Raw genomic sequence first — 14,739 nt, 5'->3', positions numbered from 1 at the left:
GGCGGGCGGGTTCAATTCTCAGCACGCCTTGTGCGGTTTCGGTGTTGGGCACCGACGGAATACCGACGTTTTACTGACGTAATACCGACATGGGTCTGGCGCGGGTCTTGACCTTGTGCGCATCAGGCCGCATGAGAAATCAGGCCCCGTGTCCAGATCAGGAGAAAGCCCATGAGTTTCGACCGCAAGATCAAGATCGCCCCGTCGATCCTGTCCGCCGACTTTGCGAATTTTGGTCAGGAAATTCAATGCGTTGAAGCGCAGGGGGCCGATTGGATCCATGTCGATGTGATGGATGGGCATTTCGTGCCGAACCTCACATTCGGTCCGCCGCTTTGTGCGGCAATCCGCCCGCATATCAAGACGGTGATGGATGTGCACCTGATGATTTCCCCGGTAGATCAATACATTAACGCCTTTGCCGACGCCGGCGCGGACATCCTGACCGCGCATCTGGAGGCCGGGCCGCATGTGCACCGGACGTTGCAGGCCATTCGCGGCGCTGGGTGCAAGGCCGGGCTGGCGCTAAATCCCGGGACGGGGATCGAGGATCTGGATTACCTTCTGGATATGGTTGACCTGATCTGCGTGATGACCGTAAACCCCGGATTTGGCGGGCAAAAATTCATTCACAGCCAGATCGACAAGGTCCGCAAACTGCGCGCCATGATTGGCGATCGGCCCATCCATATCGAGATTGACGGTGGCATCACGCCGGAAACAGCGCCGCTGATGGCCGAGGCCGGGGCGGATGTTCTGGTGGCCGGGTCGGCAGTGTTCAAGGGCGGCTCGGTCGTGAATCCCGCCCCTTACGGTGACAACATCCGCGCCATCCGCACCGCCACTGACGCCGCCTGAGAAACGTACAATACGTACGATCCGTACGCGTGTTTCGTACGTAAATCGGGGTCTTTTGGGTCACCTGCGTACGGGACGTACGTTCTGGCCGGAAATCCTTGCCCGTATGCGGGCCGCGCCGCATAGTCGGACAGGGGAGGCCGGAGATGGATCAGACGGAAAAACTCAAGGCAGAGGTGGCCGCGCGGCGTGATGATCTGGTGGCGCTGACCCAGGATCTGATCCGTATCCCGACGCTGAACCCGCCGGGGGAAAATTATCGCGAGATTTGCGATTATCTGGATCGCCGCCTGCTGCGGGCCGGGTTTCATACCGAACTGATCCGGGCCAAGGGTGCGATCGGCGACAGCGACCGGCATCCGCGCTGGAACATCGTGGCCCGGCGCGAGGGGGTAGGCGCCGGAGACTGCGTGCATTTCAATTCACATATCGACGTGGTCGAGGTCGGGCATGGCTGGACCACCGATCCGTTTGGCGGCGAGGTGCGGGATGGGCGCATCTATGGCCGCGGATCCTGTGACATGAAGGGCGGGCTGGCCGCCAGTATCGTGGCCGCCGAGGCATTTATTGCCCTCTGCCCGGATTACGTGGGTGCGATCGAGATCAGCGGCACGGCGGACGAGGAATCCGGTGGTTTTGGCGGAGTCGCCTATCTGGCCGAGAAAGGGTATTTCAGCCCGGACCGGGTGCAGCATGTGATCATACCAGAGCCGTTGAACAAGGACCGCATCTGCCTGGGTCATCGCGGTGTCTGGTGGGCCGAGATCGAGACCAAGGGCGAGATTGCCCATGGCTCAATGCCCTTTCTTGGGGATTGCGCGGTGCGGCACATGGGAGCGGTGGTGGCCGAGATGGAAGAAAGCCTGTTTCCAGCTTTGTCCGAGAAACGCACCGAAATGCCGGTGGTGCCGGACGGGGCCAAGCAATCGACGCTCAACATCAATTCAATTCATGGCGGCGAAGCCGAACAGGAGGCTGACTATACCGGACTGCCAAGCCCCTGTGTGCCGGACCGTTGCCGGATGGTGATCGACCGGCGTTTTTTGATCGAAGAGGATATTGACGAGGTCGAAGCGGAGATCCGCGCCGTGCTGGAACGGGTACGGGCGGGGCGCGAGAGCTTTGACTACGACATCCGCGAACTGCACCGGGTGTTGCCGACGATGACCGAGCGTGACGCGCCGGTGGTGGTGTCGGTCGCGAAGGCGGTTTCGCAAACCTTCGGGCGGGAGCCGGATTACGTGGTCAGCCCTGGCACCTACGATCAGAAACATATCGACCGGATCGGGCGGCTGAAGAACTGCATCGCCTACGGGCCGGGCATATTGGACCTGGCACATAAGCCGGATGAATATATCGGGATCGAGGATATGGTGCAGTCGGCGCAGGTGATGGCATTGTCGTTGCGGGATTTGCTGGCGGGGTGATCGCCGCGCTCGGGCGTCCCACCCGCCCTCCCTGACACCCTCGCGCGGCGATTTAGGCGGGCCTTATGGGCAAGAGGGAAGGCGGGGTTTTGCTGCTGTTTCCAAATTTCCCTGTTGTGTCTGCTTTCCGTCTTTGATGAAGCATAGATCGTGAGTTTAAGGCGAAATGGGGAGAGGTGATGAAATGCGTGATCCGGACGAAAATGGATGGGTCTCCTCTGCTTTGGCCTGGATAGATGGCGTGGGCGATGATGGTGATTTTTCGCGACAGCATGTTCTGGACAAACCGATGCTGGATCGGATCAGGGAATTCATGCCGATAACCGCACTGGATGTCGGTTGTGGCGAGGGTCGCTTTTGTCGCAAGTTGGAAAAACTCGATGTGAAAACCTTTGGTGTCGATCCCGTCGATACCATGATCGACGCCGCAAGAGAAAAGCACCCCGATGGAAGATATACCGTTGGATTTGCGGAAGAATTGCCGTTTGAGGACAGCGCCTTTGACCTTGTTGTTTCCTACCTGTCGCTCATTGATATCGACCAGCTTGAAAATGCTGTCCGCGAGATGTCGAGGGTCCTGAAGCCCGGGGGGCGGTTGCTTGTCGCGAATCTGTCCAGTTTTGCGACATCAAGCAGTGTGGTCGGACGGCGCTATTGCAAAGATACCGGTGAAGAATTGCGGCCCCTTGGGCTGTATCTGGAGGAAGGGAAGCATTGGTTTGAATGGAGCGGTCTGCGTGTCCAGAACTGGCATCGCCCGCTTTCGAGATACATGAAAACCTTTTTGGCAAATGATCTGACACTTACGCATTTTGACGAGCCGGAACCAACCAGCGGTCTGGAGAGCAGAATCAAGGCGTATGAGAGGATGCCGTATCTCATGATGATGGAGTGGCAAAAGCGTTAGAACCCGGGAAGTGGCCCAAAATCTTTGCGCCGGATCATGTATGTTGAGCCTGGACCGGACAGCGGCTGGTTTCAGAAGACGCAAAGCATGGCAAGCCCGCCACCTGAGGCAAATAACCGTGCTTTTTGGGGGTACGGCGACTTAGCGGTTTTTTCTGCCCTCTGGGTTACCGGTGCGCCATCGCGAGTTGTTGCAATGCTTTCATGGCATCGCCCTCGCGGCCATCAGGAACAAAAATATGATCGTGGAAAAAGCCTGAAACCGGGTTCACACCCATCTCATGCTTGGCGAGTTCCGACGCGATACGAGCCATGAATCCTACCGCCTCGAGGGATGAATGAATGTTCAGGGTGATCATCCGACATGGGAATTCATATGGCAATCCATGCTTTTCCGCCTGAGATTTCAATATGATAAGGGTTGTCCCCTCAGCTTCTTCAAAGCTCATGCGAGGCACCAGGTCTTTTGGCCGTTGATCCGCTTGCACGGTCACAAACACGTAAAGACCTTCGACCAGAACGGCCGAAAGTGATGCAATGAGTTTGTTCAGATTTGTCTCGCCGCTCACATTGGCTCCGATCCGGATTGAAAATTTGCGCGCTAAAAGGCACCCGACGCATTCTACTTTGAAAGCGATTGGAAGCGAAAGGAGGGATGAAGCTGATTTTGGCCGGTATCACGGATCAAGCGTTCTGCCCTGCCGTCATCCCGGAGAAGATGCAGCCGCCCAGAAAGGTGCCTTCCAGGGCGTTGTAGCCGTGATAGCCGCCGCCGCCGAAACCGGCGACTTCGCCTGCGGCGTAAAGGCCGTCGAACACGGTGCCGTCGGGGCGAAGGACCTGGGATTCCAGGTTGGTATGCAGACCGCCCAGAGATTTCCGGGTCAGGATATTGAGGCGCACGGCAATCAGCGGGCCGTTCTGTGGATCAAGAATGGCATGCGGTTTGGCGGTGCGGATCAACTTGTCGCCGCGGTAGGTGCGGGCATGGTGGATGGCGCTGATCTGTTCATCACTGGCCGAAGGATCGGTCAGCGGCGCGTCCCGTTCGGCGATCTGGTTCCGGATATGATCAAGCTCAAGCGGGTTGTCGGGCGTCAGGCGGTTCATACCGGCGACGAGTGCCTCCAGACTGTCGGCCACGACGAAATCTTCGCCCTTCTCCTTGAACGCCTCGACCGCGCGGGTGGCACCCTTGCCCAGCCGTTCGCGCAGCACATTGAGCCATTTTCCCGAGGTCAGGTCCGGGTTCTGTTCGCTGCCCGAAAGCGCGAATTCCTTTTCGATGATCTTCTGCGTCAGGATGAACCAACTATGTTCGTGACCCGTGGACAGGATGCGCTTGAGCGTCGAAAGCGTGTCAAAGCCGGGCAAACAGGGGGGGGGCATCCTGTCGCCCATTGCGTCCAGCCAAATCGCGGACGGACCCGGCAGGATACGGATGCCGTGATTGGGCCAGATCGGGTTCCAGTTCCGCAGGCCCTCGCAATAGTGCCACATGCGATCCTCGTTGATGGCATCGGCACCGGCGGCCTTGGCGGCGTCCTGCATCTGGCCGTCGACGTAATCCGGCACGCCGGCGACCATTTTCTGGGGCGGCGTGCCCAGACGGTCCACCGGCCAGAGATCGCGGACTTTTTGATGATCACCGCCGATACCGCCGGAGGTGATGAGGACGCTTTCTGCCTGATAGGTGAAATCGCTGACGCGGCTGCGATTGGTGGCGGCGCCGCGCGGGGCGGAATCGTCGGCCAGGATATGACCGGAAATGCCGGTGGCGCGGCCGTCGCTGATCTCAAGCGTGGTGACCTTGTGGCGGAAGGCAAGGCGCAGCAGGCCGATGTCGATCGCCTCTAATGTGCGTCGGACGAAGGGGGCGACGATGCCTTCGCCGGTGCCCCAGGTGATGTGAAAGCGCGGCACGGAATTGCCGTGGCCCATGGCCGCCGCACCGCCGCGTTCGGCCCAACCGACGACCGGAAACCAGCGCATCCCCAACTCGCGCAGGTAACCGCGCATCGAACCGGCTGCGAAATCAAGATACGCGTTGGCCCATTTCTGCGGCATGGCGTCTTCGGGACGGTCGAACCGGGCGCTGCCCATCCAGTCTTTCAAGGCAAGCTCGTGGCTGTCGCGGATGCCCATGCGACGTTGTTCGGGGGTGTTCACCATGAAAAGACCGCCCAGAGACCAGAATGCCTGTCCCCCGAGTGATTGCGGGCCTTCCTGATCTACCAGCAATACTTTGCGTCCCCGATTGGTGGCCTCGTGTGCGGCTGCAAGACCGGCCAGACCACCGCCGACGATAATAATATCGGCTTTGTACATACAACGTCCCTTAAACAGATAACCCCAGCCTAGCAAAAGGCTGGGGTCGTTGGGGAAAAAATCGGCGTCAGTGTTGCGGTTTTTTCACCTCGGGTGCTGGTGGCGGTGCTTTGCGGAACCAGCCAAAGCCTGAATGCTCGCGTTTTTCGCCGTACCAGTTTTCGTTCCGCGTGGCGTACATGGTGCCCGCTATCGCCCCGAACGCAAGGATCGACCCGGCCAGAAGCGCATAGTCGGCACTGCGCAGGATCAGGTAGAGCACGGCATAAAGCAGGGTCAGTAACAGCCCCAGCACGATGGTGCGTTTGCCAAGCGCCAATGCGGTCGCACCGTAAGCCGTGACCAGCGCGACCGTGGCCCCGCCCGCTACCAGATAGGCCGCGCCGAACCCGAGTTGTTCTGCCAGCGCCAGCATCAACAGGAAGAAGGTGGATTGCGCGAGGCCCACCAGCAGGTATTGCACCGGATGGGTGGGGCGTTTGGCCTGGCCTTCGATCAGGAAAATCGTCAGGAAGGTCAGCCCGATGAACATCAGGCCATAGCGCGCCGCGCGATAGGATTTCTGGTAGAAATCGTTGGGTTGATAGAAATCGACGCCAAAGCTGGCCTCGTGCCGGGCGGTGTATTCCTGATTGTCGCGCGAGACCTGCGGCAAGGGCCGGGCCAGATGCGGGATCAGCCAGTTTGCGGTAAAGCCCTCTTCCGACGCCTCATACTCATTCGGCAGAAAGGCCCCGTTGAACGAGGGGTGCGCCCAGTCGCTGGTAAAGGACACTTTGCTGGTGCGACCCACGGGGGCGATCGACAGGGTTTGTGCCCCGTTGAAGCCCAGCTTCATCTTGTAAGCCCCATGTTTGCGCGGATCGCCCGTTGGTGCGCGCAGACCACCGATGCGGTTGTCATTGGGGGCCAACGGCTCCATCTGCAACGATGTTGTGCCGGTGGTCAGCTCGGCCGCGCCACGCAGCGCCCGGTTGGACGTGACATGCAGCTCGATCTCGGATTTTTCCCAGATGGCGACTTCTTTGCCTCTGAGCGCCTCGGCCACGGCATCGGTCGGGAAATCAAAACTCATCTCGGCGCTGGCAGTATAGACCGGGACGGTAAAGATGCCTCGGTGACGTTCCTGCGTGGTGGTGTCGATGCTGGTGGTGAACTGGTTGGGATAAAGGAAAACCGGATCGCGGTTGACGGTCTTTTGCACATCGACATGACGAAAGACTGGCTTGTCATCGGCATCAAGCTTTTGTTCACCGGTCAGCGGATCCAGCACCTGACGCTTTTCGCGCACGGTCACTGTTTCCTGCACCGGCACCACCAGAACCGGGCCGCTGATCAACTGCCGCCCGCCCCATTCCTGGCCGACGCTGTCGCGGGTCGAGCGGTTATAGTTGGCGCGATCGTTAATGATCTCGCTGACAAAAAGGATTGGGATGAACATGAGGAGGATGAGAAGCCCCACGATGAAAAACCGCAGGCCGGGGGATCGTAGCATGAGAGAACTTCCTGTCTGTTGAACGTCCCCCAAGAGATAGTCATCGGTTTGTGCAAGCGGCAGGGGGAGGTTGTGCAGGATTTCAGCAGATTTACGGACAAGGCCTGATCATTTCAGGCAATGGAGGTCGCTAGGGGGCGTCATCCACGCGGGATGATGCGGACATTCTCTGGCTTGAACCCGAATGTGCTGCGTGTTCCGGAAAATTCAAGCGTGTCGCCCACACGGGCACGTTCATAAATTGTGCTGCGAATAAGCTTGTGTTCTTCAGTGATGGAGAGTGGGTCTTGGGGTTGGACTGCTACTTTGCACCGGCCTTTGATGCAATTTTTCTTGCCAAGAATTTCATAGGTCCGTGTTTCATCAAGTTGAACGCTTTGTTCGTGAAGAATGCCTGAAAAAATGCCGTGCGTTATGGATTTCCCCAAAAAGAAACCAATCGCCAGAAGCGCAAGGCCCCAGGTCAGGAAATCCAGTACGTGGAGGCGGGGGTTTTTGATACGTTGCCGCTGCTGTCTCCAAAACATGTAGCAATACGACACCAAAAATACAGACAGGGTGGAATAAATGCTCAGGAACACAACGGAAGACCAGGGCGGTGCAATCCAGAACTCATCAGCCGCGACCGACACAAATGCCGCGAGGATGAGCAGCAACATCAAAGTACAAGCGAACCGAAATCGGGTATCTTTGCGCAAACCTGGATCGACACCATAGGTCGACAGAAACACTGGACGTGCTGGGCGTAGGTGTTGATAGGGCGCATAGATCGCGCCGGGCATCAGAAAACAGAACGTATAGGCAGGAACGAACACAATCAGTATCGGCAGGCTGAATTTCAACGGCAGGAAAATGGCCAGCAGCAGGGACAGAACAAACAGAACCGCAAAATAGAGCAGTCGAAAGATTTGCAGATCCCACAAAGGTATGTGACGTGCGATGCCCCTTTGGGTCTTGGTCAGCCAGATAAAGAACGGCGCTGCCAAAATGGAAATCAACGTGGCTGCCGCAAACCATAAGCTGTCAAACCTGGCGGTGGCGGACAGCGTATTACATGCCATGACCAATAGCATTGCAGCCGTGCTGTAGGATGTCAGTCTTACAAGGTCAGATTTGGTCATGACAGCTTGGTTATGGTCCGGATCATCTCAAGGAATAGCTGCGGATTTTGGTCAAAATTTGACCTGCTGGTCGACCGGTTCATCCTCCGAGACTAGCGGCTGCCCTGTAGCATCGTCTTTACACGACGAGGGGGAGTGACACCAAGGCGTGGTCAGGGATTGCCCCGGATTTCCGTCCCGAGACGCTCGATTTCGCGGATCAGCAGATCAAGGTCTTCGGGCCGGGTGCGGTGGTTGTTGATGGCGGCGCGCAGACAATGCTGGCCGTGCACGGTGGTGTCCGACAGCACGGCGGTGCCGTCCTCCTGAAGGCGCAACATGATCTCGGTATTGAGAGATTTGAGCGCGGTATCGTCCATCCCGCCGGGGTCATAGCGGAAGCAGACGATGTTGATATTGGTCGGAAACAACAGCGCAAGACTGTCTGATTGCTCGATCAATTGCGAGAGATACGCTCCCTTGGCAATGTCCTGATCAATCAGCCGGCCAAATTTCCGGACGCCGTGTTCGCGCAGCGACATCCAGACTTTGAGGGCCCGGAACCCGCGCGACGTCTGGATCCCGAAATCATGCAGAAAAGGCGCTGCGGCGACACCGCGCGCCGTGCTTTCCAGATATTCGGAGCTGAGCGAGAAGGTTTCAAGATGTTGCGACTTGGAGCGGACCAGCGCGCAGCCGACGTCGAACGGGGCGTGGAGCCATTTATGCGGATCAAGTGCTACAGAATCTGCACGTTCAATGCCCGCGACACGCCAGCGGTTTTCGGGCGCAATGGCGATCAGCGCGCCGATGCAGCCATCGACGTGGAACCACAGATCCTCGGCGGCGCAGAAATCGGCGATGGCGGTCAGATCGTCGAAGGCGCCGGTGTTGACGGTGCCGGCGGTGGCGATGACGCAGGCGGGTGTGATGCCATTTGCACGATCGGTCGCGACGGCCTGTTTCAGCGCCTCGATGTCTATCGTCAGGTCATTGTGGGTTGCAATCCGGATCAGGGCGCGATTGCCGAGGCCCAGTGTCTCCATCGCCTGCTGATGGCAGCCGTGCAATTGGTCCGAGCCGTAAAACCGCATCGGAGCGGGCAGCGCCGCCAGCCCGTGTTCGCGCAAATCGATGCCGGCCTTGGTGTTGCGGGCCACGGTCAGCCCGATCAGGTTGGCGACCGAGCCGCCGCTGACCAGTGTGCCGCTTGCCCCGGCGGGCAGGCCGATCATCTGGCGCAGCCATTCGACCACTTGCCGGTCAATCAGCGCCGCCGCGTGATTGCCGCCGCCCAGGTTGGAGCCCTGAATCGCGGCGATGAAATCGGCCAGCGCGCCGGTGAAATTGCTGGTGCCCATGTACCAGGCCAGAAACCGCGGGTGGATATTGCCCATCGGGTATTGCATGAGCGTGTCACGCACATCACCCAGGATATCGCCCAGCGGTTCAGGCTCCTGCGGGGCGACGGTTTCGAACTGTGCCCGGATGTCGGCGGGCATTTCCCGCCAGATCGGCCGGTCGCGTACATCGCGGGTGTGGTCGATGGCACCGTCCACAAGATCATGAGCCAGTTTGCGGGTGGGTTCCCAATCTTCGGGATCGAGCGCTTCAAAATCCATTTTGCCCTCAGCTAAATTTTGATGACGATAGGTGTGGCGTGCAAGCACTGTCAAACGTTGTGAATTCTTCGGATGGCGGCGCCGCCGTTCGCGACAACGCAGAGGTCGGGGATGGGACAGACGCGCTCTGCCCTGCATGATCGGGTGTCAGGCATGTCACTTGAGACCAAACTGCACCCAACCCGCCTGACGCTGATCGACATTGCCATGGGTGTGGGAGTGGCGCTGACCTGGGGTCTCGGGATCGTCTTTTCCAAGGCTGCGATAGCGCATTTCCCACCGATCCTTCTGATGGGATTGCGATTTACCGTCACGGCGCTGGTGCTGGTCTGGTTCGTGCGAATACCGCGTGGGCAACTGGCCGCCCTATTCGGGATCGCGCTGATTTCGGCGGCATTGCAATACAGCCTGACCTTTACCGGCCTCAAGGGGTTGGATGCGGGGGTCGCCGCGCTGATCGTCCAGCTGGAGGTCCCGTTTCTGGTACTGGTCGGCGCGATTTTCCTGCGTGAAAAGCCCGGCTGGCGGAAATGGGCAGGGATCGGGCTGGCGTTTTTCGGGGTTTACCAGATTGCCGGAGAGCCCAGAATTTCAGCGGCGCTGGGATCTGTCCTTCTGGTCGTTTCGGGGGCGTTTGTCTGGGCCATCGGGCAGGCCATGATCCGCAAGTTAAAGGATATCGACGGGTTGACGGTCACCGCCTGGATCGCGGTGATGGCCGCGCCGCAGCTTTTTGCCGTGTCACTGGTGGTAGAGGATGGCCATTGGCAAGCGATCCAGAGTGCGGGTCTCGTGGTCTGGGGAACGGTTCTCTATCTCGGGCTGGTGATGACCGCCTTTGGATACGGACTGTGGTACACGCTGATCCGGCGCAACCCGGTCAGTCACGTGGCGCCTTTTCTGCTGCTATTACCGGTCTTTGCCGTGCTGGGAGGCGTGGTATTTCTGGGAGAGGTGATGAATGCAGGGGTCATGCTGGGCGGTGCTATTGTGATTGCCGGTGTGGCGATTATCTTGTCCGACAAGGGATAGGAGGAAAGCCATGATCCGCATCATCGCATTGGCGGTCGCACTTGGTTTGGTGCTGATTCTGCACCTGAGCGGCGTGATCAAATCCCAGGGCCTGTCGCATCCGTTCTGGCATGTGCAGGCGACGATGATCGGGGCGGGCATCGGTGTGGCGCTGACGGTGGGATTGTGCTGGCTGGGAGGGCGTGCGCCGGGCGTGGCACGCGCCTTGCGCTGGCTGTGCATGCTGGGTTTGCCGGTGGCTTTGGCGGTGACCTGGTACGCGGCGCAATATTTTATCAACTCGGCGGATTACGAACCGTTTGCGGGGAAGGTCTGGTATCTGGGATACCATGCAACAGTGGCGCTTTTCGTTACGTTGATTGGCACGTATTTGCCACGGTTTATGTCGCGCGCCTAGGTTTTATCTTCCAACACCTCGATTGACAGGATCGTGGGCAGGTGGCGGGCGATTTCGGCCCAGTTGTCCCCCTCGTCTGTGCTGGCAAACACGGATCCGGTATTTGTGCCAAAATATATCCCGGCAGGGGTTGCCATGTCGGTTGCCATTGCCTGTCTCAGTACCGTGAAAAAGCAGTTTTGGGCCGGGAGGCCGTTTTGCCGGGCGGTCCAGCTTGCACCGCCATCGGTGGATTTCCAGACTTTGGCCGAGGCCTCTGGCGGATAGCGCCCATCACTGTCGGAATTGAGTGGCAGCACCCAGAGGGTTTGCGGGTCATGTGGATGCACGGCGATGGGAAAGCCAAAGGTAGAGGGCAGGCCCTCGGTGATATCTTCCCAACTGCGCCCGCCATCGGGGCTGCGCCAGGTGCCGTGGTGGTTTTGTTGGTAAAGTAGGTCGCCGGTGCCCGCGCGCACCATGTTGTGCACGCAATGTCCGGTTTCGCCGTCGCGCGGTGCCGCCGGGTGAAAATGATGCGCGCAGGCGTCCGCATTCGACAGCCGGTTGCGGCGTTCCCAACTGATACCGCCGTCTTCGGTCGCAAATACGCCGGCGGCTGAAATGCCGAGCCAGAGTTTGTCCGCGCTTTCAGGCGTGCTGACGATCGTATGCAGCACAAGCCCTGCGCCGCCGGGGTTCCAGCTGTCGCGGGACGGATGGTTGCTGAGCCCGTCGATTCTTGCCCATGAGGTGCCGCCATCGCGGCTGGCAAAAAGTGCTGCGGGTTTGGCCCCGGCATAAAGCGTGCCATGGGCATAATGCAGCGACCAGAGCGACGTGAGATCGCCATCGAAGGGGGCGTCGACCGGCTCCCATCCGAAATTCCTGGCAAGTTCGGGGTCTTCGGCAGCCCAGGCGTCAAGCTCGCCCCGGGCGAATTTTGCTAGGGTCCAGTTGTTGCCATTATCCCGGGACGACCAGACACCCGCGCCTTGCCAGTCGCCACCGCCTGCGGCCCAGATCGTGCCGGTTTCAGGATCGCCAATGATGTGATTGATCGGCCAGCCATCGCAGAGCGGTCCGTTCAGGGCCCAGCCTTGCCGCCCGTTTGGGGAGGATAACAGAAATGCCCCCTTGGTGGTGCCGATGAGGATAGTGGTTGATGCTGGCATGACACGCGCCTCCCTGCCGCAGCAGAATAGCATAACCATGGTGTATTTTCATCCGGCGCGCGGGTGTTGGATCGAACCCGTTGCAGTCACGATCGCAGGGTGGATGAAACCCAGGCTTTTCCTGTTTTGGACTTCAGCGGTAATGCAACCGGATTCTCAGAGGTCGAATGTGGCGAATACCGGGGCGTGGTCTGATGGTTTTTCCCAACCGCGCGCATCGCGCAGGATACGGCTGGAATGGGCGGCGCTGGAAATGTCCGGTGTTGCCCAGACGTGATCCAGCCTGCGACCCTTGTCGGCGGCATCCCAGTCGCGGGCGCGGTAGCTCCACCAGCTATATAGCTGCCCCTCGGGAATGTCGGCGCGGGTCACATCGACCCAGTTGCCGGCCTCCTGTGTTTCGGCCAGATGATCGACCTCAATGGGGGTGTGGCTGACCACTTTCAGCAGTTGTTTATGAGACCACACATCATCTTCGCGCGGCGCGATATTGAGGTCGCCGACCAGAACCGATTTCTGTGGTTTGTAAGAGTGGAACCAGTCGCGCATTTCGGTCAGATAATCGAGCTTTTGGCCAAATTTTTCATTCTTGTCGCGGTCCGGCACGTCACCACCTGCGGGCACATAGAAATTGTGGATCGTGACACCGTTTTCCAGCTGCCCGGCGATGTGGCGGGCATGGCCCAGACTGGCGAAATCCTCTGAGCCTACCTCGGTGATCGGCAGGCGCGACAGGATGGCGACGCCGTTATAGCCCTTTTGTCCGCGGGCAACCATGTGGCTGTAGCCAAGCGCCGCGAAATCTTCGAGCGGGATCTTGTCGACCGGGGATTTGCATTCCTGAAGGCAGAGCACATCGGGCGCTTCTTCGGTCAGCAATTTGCAGACGATGGGTGCGCGCAGGCGGACCGAGTTGATGTTCCAGGTGGCAAGGGTGAAGGACATGGGTGCTCCTGTCAGATCAGTTCCCGGCCTTCATATCGGAAAGCACGGAAAACAGAAGGGCCTGAAACGCCTCGGGGGCCTCAATCTGGGGGATGTGGCCAACATTTGTCAGCAGGTGCGGCGGGCCTTGGTCGATCAGCGCCGCCAGTGCGTCGGCCTGATCGGGCGGCGTCACCGTATCCCGGTCACCCCAGATCAGACGGGTGGGCAGGGTGAGGGTTTGGTAATTCTCCGCACGCGTGCTGAGTGCGTTTTGCGGCGGGACCAGAAGCGAGGGCAACCAATCGGCGAAGGCGGCGGTGGCGCCTTTGATCACCATCGGGCGTTGCAGGATGTTGACGACCTGCGCCGTGGCGGCGTCTTTGTTGTGCAGCAATTGCGCCAACAGGGTCTTGGTCAGCAGGGGATTGGTCCCGGTGAGCGAGATCAAAGCCTGACGCAGCCAGCGCGGCCGCAGCGGCAGCGCCAGGGATTTCGGGTTTTCGTGGGTGCCCAGACCGACGGCACCGTCGATCAGTACCAGCCCGGCAAAGGCGGATTGATCGAGCATCAACGCTTCGGCCGCAGGGGCGGCGCCGAAGGAATGGGCGATGAGGATGGGTTTGATCTGCATAGCAGCGGTCAGGGAAAGGATGCGCTTGGCTTGGGTCCGGCGACTGTAATCCCGATCCCCGACCCGTTCGGAGAAGCCAAAGGGTGGCATGTCAAAGGCGATAGCGCGGTAGCCTTGGTTGGCCAGGGCCTGCGCCGTGTCGGACCATAGGCCCGACCATGCGGCGGTGCCATGAGCCAATAACAGGGGTGTTCCGGCAACGGGGCCGACTTCCTGCACATAGATCGCACCCAGATCCGTTTCGATCATTCGGCCGATGTCTGGTCTTGCCTCTGCCGCGGTCTGGTCCTCTCGCAGCATTGCCGCGCCGCGAAAGCCCAGCAATGGCACCAGCAGGGCGATCAGCACTGCCAGAACGATGCGTTTGAGACGGTTCATGGCTGACCGGCGCGGTGTAGCGGCAATTCGGTTGTGTCCTTGATTTCTTCCATCACGAAGCTGGCCGAGACATCACCCATCGGCACCCGTGCAATCAAGGTCTGATAGAGGCGGTCGTAATCGGCCATGTCGGCCACGCGGGCGCGGATCAGGTAATCCAGGTCGCCGGTCATGCGATAGGTGCCGGTAATCTCGGGGATGGCGCGGGTGGCGCGGGCGAATTTGTCGAGCCATTGGGCGTCATGCACGGTGGCCTTGATCTGGATGAACACCTCGAGCCCCAGATTGATCCTGGCCGGGTCCAGCAGGGCGACACGGGCGCGGATGATGCCTGATGCCTCCATCGCACGTACCCGCCGCCAGCAGGCGTTGCGTGACAGGCCGACGCGATTGCCCAACTCTTCGAGCGGGAGACCGGCGTTGCGCTGTAACTCCGTCAACAGTTTTCGGTCAATATCGTCAATTTCGCCCATGAATTAGAAGT

15 protein-coding genes are annotated in these 14,739 nt (G+C 59.4%); 6 read left to right on the top strand and 9 right to left on the bottom strand.

The features are described 5' to 3' along the window. Positions 1 to 171: 171 nt before the first annotated feature. From rpe to Q1B27_RS10585, 3 genes are all read left to right on the top strand, one after another. Positions 172 to 858 carry a ribulose-phosphate 3-epimerase gene (rpe, locus tag Q1B27_RS10595; RefSeq protein WP_299847263.1) on the top strand — a complete coding sequence of 229 codons (687 nt, stop codon included), beginning with the start codon at positions 172 to 174 and terminating at the stop codon, positions 856 to 858. A gap of 146 nt (positions 859 to 1,004) precedes the next feature. Further along, positions 1,005 to 2,285, top strand: a complete 1,281-nt coding sequence (locus tag Q1B27_RS10590) for an acetylornithine deacetylase/succinyl-diaminopimelate desuccinylase family protein (protein WP_299847261.1) — start codon at positions 1,005 to 1,007, stop codon at positions 2,283 to 2,285. A gap of 289 nt (positions 2,286 to 2,574) precedes the next feature. Beyond that, the gene (locus tag Q1B27_RS10585; protein ID WP_299847259.1) at positions 2,575 to 3,192 is read left to right on the top strand and encodes a class I SAM-dependent methyltransferase; all 618 of its coding nucleotides are present in this window, start codon (positions 2,575 to 2,577) and stop codon (positions 3,190 to 3,192) included. Between the two features lie 166 nt (positions 3,193 to 3,358). Here Q1B27_RS10585 and Q1B27_RS10580 read toward each other — a convergent pair whose 3' ends face one another. The 4 genes from Q1B27_RS10580 to Q1B27_RS10565 all read right to left on the bottom strand — a co-directional run bounded on the left by Q1B27_RS10580 (position 3,359) and on the right by Q1B27_RS10565 (position 7,856). After that, complete coding sequence (locus tag Q1B27_RS10580) at positions 3,359 to 3,760, bottom strand: ACT domain-containing protein (protein WP_299847258.1); 402 nt, start codon at positions 3,758 to 3,760, stop codon at positions 3,359 to 3,361. A 115-nt stretch (positions 3,761 to 3,875) separates the two neighbouring features. Further along, positions 3,876 to 5,519 carry an FAD-binding dehydrogenase gene (locus Q1B27_RS10575; RefSeq protein ID WP_299847256.1) on the bottom strand — a complete coding sequence of 548 codons (1,644 nt, stop codon included), beginning with the start codon at positions 5,517 to 5,519 and terminating at the stop codon, positions 3,876 to 3,878. Between the two features lie 67 nt (positions 5,520 to 5,586). Continuing rightward, positions 5,587 to 7,014, bottom strand: coding sequence for a cell envelope integrity protein CreD (gene creD, locus Q1B27_RS10570; RefSeq protein ID WP_299847254.1), 1,428 nt, complete (start codon positions 7,012 to 7,014; stop codon positions 5,587 to 5,589). A 140-nt stretch (positions 7,015 to 7,154) separates the two neighbouring features. After that, positions 7,155 to 7,856, bottom strand: coding sequence for a hypothetical protein (locus tag Q1B27_RS10565; protein WP_299847252.1), 702 nt, complete (start codon positions 7,854 to 7,856; stop codon positions 7,155 to 7,157). A gap of 97 nt (positions 7,857 to 7,953) precedes the next feature. On the opposite strand from Q1B27_RS10565, the gene Q1B27_RS10560 reads away from it, so the two are divergent. Next, positions 7,954 to 8,103 (top strand): hypothetical protein, encoded by a 150-nt coding sequence (locus Q1B27_RS10560; protein ID WP_299847250.1) that lies wholly within the window; start codon positions 7,954 to 7,956, stop codon positions 8,101 to 8,103. A gap of 184 nt (positions 8,104 to 8,287) precedes the next feature. On the opposite strand, the gene Q1B27_RS10555 is transcribed toward Q1B27_RS10560, so the two are convergent. Further along, complete coding sequence (locus tag Q1B27_RS10555; protein WP_299847248.1) at positions 8,288 to 9,736, bottom strand: pyridoxal-dependent decarboxylase; 1,449 nt, start codon at positions 9,734 to 9,736, stop codon at positions 8,288 to 8,290. Between the two features lie 111 nt (positions 9,737 to 9,847). Between Q1B27_RS10555 and Q1B27_RS10550 the strand changes: the two genes are divergently transcribed. Further along, a complete protein-coding gene (locus tag Q1B27_RS10550) occupies positions 9,848 to 10,768 on the top strand; it encodes an EamA family transporter (protein ID WP_299847246.1) in 921 nt (306 codons plus the stop codon). Between the two features lie 10 nt (positions 10,769 to 10,778). Next, entirely contained in the window at positions 10,779 to 11,165 is a 387-nt protein-coding gene (locus Q1B27_RS10545) for a hypothetical protein (protein ID WP_299847244.1), read from the top strand. Here Q1B27_RS10545 and Q1B27_RS10540 read toward each other — a convergent pair. The 4 genes from Q1B27_RS10540 to Q1B27_RS10525 all read right to left on the bottom strand — a co-directional run bounded on the left by Q1B27_RS10540 (position 11,162) and on the right by Q1B27_RS10525 (position 14,728). Beyond that, positions 11,162 to 12,319 carry an exo-alpha-sialidase gene (locus Q1B27_RS10540; RefSeq protein WP_299847242.1) on the bottom strand — a complete coding sequence of 386 codons (1,158 nt, stop codon included), beginning with the start codon at positions 12,317 to 12,319 and terminating at the stop codon, positions 11,162 to 11,164. The two genes, Q1B27_RS10545 and Q1B27_RS10540, sit on opposite strands and share 4 nt — an antisense overlap. Positions 12,320 to 12,475: 156 nt before the next feature. After that, the gene (locus Q1B27_RS10535) at positions 12,476 to 13,264 is read right to left on the bottom strand and encodes an exodeoxyribonuclease III (protein WP_299847240.1); all 789 of its coding nucleotides are present in this window, start codon (positions 13,262 to 13,264) and stop codon (positions 12,476 to 12,478) included. A 16-nt stretch (positions 13,265 to 13,280) separates the two neighbouring features. Continuing rightward, positions 13,281 to 14,255: an alpha/beta hydrolase gene (locus tag Q1B27_RS10530; RefSeq protein ID WP_299847238.1), complete on the bottom strand. Its 975-nt coding sequence runs from the start codon at positions 14,253 to 14,255 to the stop codon at positions 13,281 to 13,283. Beyond that, positions 14,252 to 14,728 carry an Lrp/AsnC family transcriptional regulator gene (locus tag Q1B27_RS10525; RefSeq protein WP_299847236.1) on the bottom strand — a complete coding sequence of 159 codons (477 nt, stop codon included), beginning with the start codon at positions 14,726 to 14,728 and terminating at the stop codon, positions 14,252 to 14,254. The genes Q1B27_RS10530 and Q1B27_RS10525 overlap by 4 nt, the downstream gene beginning before the upstream one ends. Positions 14,729 to 14,739 lie beyond the last annotated feature (11 nt).

The organism is uncultured Roseovarius sp. (assembly GCF_947489715.1).
GTDB lineage: Bacteria > Pseudomonadota > Alphaproteobacteria > Rhodobacterales > Rhodobacteraceae > Roseovarius.
Note: the sequence above shows the minus strand (reverse complement) of the source record. Positions and strands in the feature narration are given on the sequence as shown.

Excerpts from the sequence above, each read along its gene's own strand:
- rpe (WP_299847263.1), top strand. The coding sequence starts at position 172 with ATGAGTTTCGACCGCAAGATCAAGATCGCCCCGTCGATCCTGTCCGCC.
- Q1B27_RS10590 (WP_299847261.1), top strand. The coding sequence starts at position 1,005 with ATGGATCAGACGGAAAAACTCAAGGCAGAGGTGGCCGCGCGGCGTGAT.
- Q1B27_RS10585 (WP_299847259.1), top strand. The coding sequence starts at position 2,575 with ATGCTGGATCGGATCAGGGAATTCATGCCGATAACCGCACTGGATGTC.
- Q1B27_RS10575 (WP_299847256.1), bottom strand. The coding sequence starts at position 5,519 with ATGTACAAAGCCGATATTATTATCGTCGGCGGTGGTCTGGCCGGTCTT.
- creD (WP_299847254.1), bottom strand. The coding sequence starts at position 7,014 with ATGCTACGATCCCCCGGCCTGCGGTTTTTCATCGTGGGGCTTCTCATC.
- Q1B27_RS10560 (WP_299847250.1), top strand. The coding sequence starts at position 7,954 with ATGCCCCTTTGGGTCTTGGTCAGCCAGATAAAGAACGGCGCTGCCAAA.
- Q1B27_RS10555 (WP_299847248.1), bottom strand. The coding sequence starts at position 9,736 with ATGGATTTTGAAGCGCTCGATCCCGAAGATTGGGAACCCACCCGCAAA.
- Q1B27_RS10550 (WP_299847246.1), top strand. The coding sequence starts at position 9,848 with ATGGGACAGACGCGCTCTGCCCTGCATGATCGGGTGTCAGGCATGTCA.
- Q1B27_RS10545 (WP_299847244.1), top strand. The coding sequence starts at position 10,779 with ATGATCCGCATCATCGCATTGGCGGTCGCACTTGGTTTGGTGCTGATT.
- Q1B27_RS10540 (WP_299847242.1), bottom strand. The coding sequence starts at position 12,319 with ATGCCAGCATCAACCACTATCCTCATCGGCACCACCAAGGGGGCATTT.
- Q1B27_RS10535 (WP_299847240.1), bottom strand. The coding sequence starts at position 13,264 with ATGTCCTTCACCCTTGCCACCTGGAACATCAACTCGGTCCGCCTGCGC.
- Q1B27_RS10530 (WP_299847238.1), bottom strand. The coding sequence starts at position 14,255 with ATGAACCGTCTCAAACGCATCGTTCTGGCAGTGCTGATCGCCCTGCTG.
- Q1B27_RS10525 (WP_299847236.1), bottom strand. The coding sequence starts at position 14,728 with ATGGGCGAAATTGACGATATTGACCGAAAACTGTTGACGGAGTTACAG.